The sequence below is a fragment of the Micromonospora sp. 4G55 genome, from assembly GCF_016803375.1.
The window spans coordinates 1-2,993 of sequence record NZ_JAEVHN010000719.1 but is presented as its reverse complement, the minus strand read 5'-3'; the positions used below and the strand labels follow the sequence as shown (position 1 = coordinate 2,993).

The 2,993-nt window shown below is 76.9% G+C and carries 3 protein-coding genes; 1 reads left to right on the top strand and 2 read right to left on the bottom strand.

Annotated elements, in window-relative coordinates:
* Positions 1-21 precede the first annotated feature (21 nt).
* Entirely contained in the window at positions 22-981 is a 960-nt protein-coding gene (locus tag JNW89_RS32950; RefSeq protein ID WP_375155179.1) for a DMT family transporter, read from the top strand.
* Here JNW89_RS32950 and JNW89_RS32945 read toward each other — a convergent pair.
* Both JNW89_RS32945 and JNW89_RS32940 read right to left on the bottom strand, forming a co-directional pair.
* Positions 944-1,870, bottom strand: coding sequence for a diacylglycerol kinase family protein (locus JNW89_RS32945; RefSeq protein WP_238452015.1), 927 nt, complete (start codon positions 1,868-1,870; stop codon positions 944-946). The two genes, JNW89_RS32950 and JNW89_RS32945, sit on opposite strands and share 38 nt — an antisense overlap.
* A 58-nt stretch (positions 1,871-1,928) precedes the next feature.
* Positions 1,929-2,993: zinc-dependent alcohol dehydrogenase family protein (locus tag JNW89_RS32940; protein ID WP_306344944.1), on the bottom strand; the 1,065-nt coding region annotated here is incomplete at its 5' end.

The window sequence follows — 2,993 nt, the reverse complement described above, 5'->3', positions numbered from 1 at the left end:
CGCCCGTCGACGCCCGCCCGCCTGCTGCGACGCTGGGGCTCCGGCCAGGTGGGGGCGGTCGGCCTGGTGCTCGGCGGCGCGCTGTCGGTGCACTTCGGCTCGGCGGTCGCCGCGCTGGTCTTCCCCCGGGCCGGGGTGGCCGGCACGGTCACGCTGCGGCTGACCATCGGCGCGCTGCTCATGCTGCTGGTGTGCCGGCCCCGGCTGCGGGGCTACGGCCGGGGCGACTGGGCGTCGGTGGTGCTGTTCGGGCTCGCCCTGGCCGGCATGAACTCGGTGTTCTACCAGGCGATCGAGCGGATCCCGCTGGGGCCGGCGGTGACCCTGGAGGTGCTCGGGCCGCTCACGCTGTCGGTGCTGACCGCCCACCGGTGGACCGCGTGGTGCTGGGCCGGTCTGGCGCTGGCCGGGGTGGCGCTGCTCGGCCAGGGCGGGTTCGACCGGCTGAACCCGGTCGGCGCCGGCCTGGCGCTGGGCGCGGGGGCGCTCTGGGCGGCGTACATCGTCTGCTCGGCCCGGGTCGGCGGCCGATTTCCCCGGGCCGACGGGCTGGCCCTGGCCATGACGGTCGCGGCCCTGCTCACCCTGCCGTTCGGGCTGGCCGACGCCGGGGCGCGGCTGTGGCACCCGGCCGTGCTGGCGCTCGGCGCCGGGCTGGCGCTGCTCGCCTCGGTGCTGCCCTACACCCTCGAACTGCTGGCGCTGCGTCGGCTGGCCACCTCGACCTTCGCGGTGCTGATGAGCCTCGGCCCGGCGCTCGCCGCGCTCGCCGGCTGGCTGGTCCTCGGGCAGGACCTGCACCTGACGGAGGTGCTCGCCATCGCCCTGGTGGTCGCCGCCAGCATCGGAGCCGTACGGGCCGGCACGCCGCGCACCGCCGAGCGACCGGAGCACCCCGACGCCGCACCGGCGGGACCGGCGGCCACCGGCACGAACGACCAGCTCAGCGCAGCAACCGCACCGCCCCCGGCACGGCGGTGATCCGCACCGGCAGGTCGAGGGAGCGTTCCCCGTCGGCGTACGTGGTGATGCCCTCGGCGGCCAGCTCCACCGTGCGGGCCCGGTAGCTGCGCACCAGCGGGTGCGTCACGTGGGTGCCCTGGTAGATGCGCGGCTTGACCCGCATCAGGGTCCGCCGGTCGAACCGCCCGCCGACCACCACGTCCAGCAGCCCGTCGGTGGGGTCGGCGTCGGGGCAGATCCGCATCCCGCCGCCGTAGCTGGCGCCGTTGCCGACCGCCACCAGCACCGCGTCCAGCTCGTGCACCTCGCCGTCCAGGCGCAGCGTGTAGCGGCGCGGGCGCAGCCGGGCCAGCTCGATCAGGATCGCCAGGTCGTAGCGGCGGGGACCGCGCGGCCAGCGCATCCGGTTGGCCCGCTCGTTGACGATCGCGTCGAAGCCCGCCGCGAGCACCGCCCCGTACCAGCGGTCGCCGCCGTCCGCCCCGGTCATCCGGGCCAGGTCGACCGGCCGGGTGCGCCCCTCGCGCAGCGCGGCGGCGATCACCCCGACGGCGTCCAGCGGGTCGGCCGGGAAGCCGCTGTCGGCCGCGAAGTCGTTGCCGGTGCCGGCCGGGACCGCGCCGAACGGCACCGCCGTACCGGCGACCGCCTGCAACGCCCGGTGGACCGTGCCGTCGCCACCGACTGCGATCAGGGCACCCGCGCCGTCGGCGACCGCGGCGTGGCACGCCGCCTCCGCCTCGGCCGGGGTACCCGCCTCCAGCAGTTCGACCGGGCGGCCGGCGGTGGCCAGCCGCTCCAGCAGTGCGGGCAGCAGGCCACGGTGCCGACCCCGGCCCGCGGTGGGGTTGGCGAGCACGGCCACGGGGCCGGTCGAGGAGTGATCGTCTGCGGTCACGGCGAGCACCGTACGGTACGGCGGACGCGCCCACCAGGGGCGGCGTCGTCACCGGCGGTAGTCGGGGTCAGAAGGTGATGCGGACCTTCAGCGCGGTGCGCTCGTCCATCGCCCGGTAGCCGTCGGGCACCCCGTCGAGGGTGACGGTCCGGTCGAAGACCGGCGACGGGTCGATGGTGCCGTCGAGCACGTCGGCGAGCAGCTCCGGGATGTAGGTGCGGGCCGGGGCGACCCCGCCGCCGAGGGCGACGTTGCGGCCGAACATCTGGCGGATGTCCACGCCGGCGCTGCCGCCGTGCGGCACCCCGACGTAGCCGACCGCGCCACCGTCGCGGGCGATGGAGATCGCCGTACGCATGGACTCCTCGGTGCCGACGGCCTCCAGCACGGCGTGCGCGCCCTGGCCCTTGGTCAGCTCCCGGACGGCGGCGACCGCCGCGTCGCCGCGCTCGGCGACCACGTCGGTGGCGCCGAACGCCCGGGCGATGTCGGTGCGGGCGGTGTGCCGGCCCAGCGCGATGATCTGCTCGGCGCCGAGCCGCCGGGCGGCCAGCACCCCGCAGAGCCCCACCGCGCCGTCGCCGACGACCGCGACGGTGGCGCCGGGGCGGACCCTGGCGGCGAGCGCCGCGTGGTGGCCGGTGGACATCACGTCCGACAGCGCCAGCAGCGCGGTGAGCAGCCGCTCGTCGCCGGCGGCCTCGGCGGGGAGCCGCACCAGCGTGCCGTCGGCGTACGGGACGCGGACGGCCTCGCCCTGCCCGCCGTCGGAGCCGGGCTCGCCCCAGAACCCGCCGTGCGGGCAGGAGGTGGGCAGGCCCTCGCGGCAGAAGTCGCAGACCCCGTCGGACCAGACGAACGGGGCCACCACCAGGTCACCGACGCGCACCGAGGTCACCTCGGCGCCGGTGGCCTCCACCACGCCCAGGAACTCGTGGCCGATGCGCTGCCCCGGCTGGCGGCTGGCCACCCCCCGGTACGCCCACAGGTCGCTGCCGCAGATGCAGGCGGTGACCACCCGGACGACCGCGTCGGTCGGGTGGCGCACGGCGGCGTCGGGGACCTCCTCGACGCGGATGTCGTTCGGGCCGTAGATCACGGTGGCGCGCATGTGACCGTCCTTCGCAGGGAT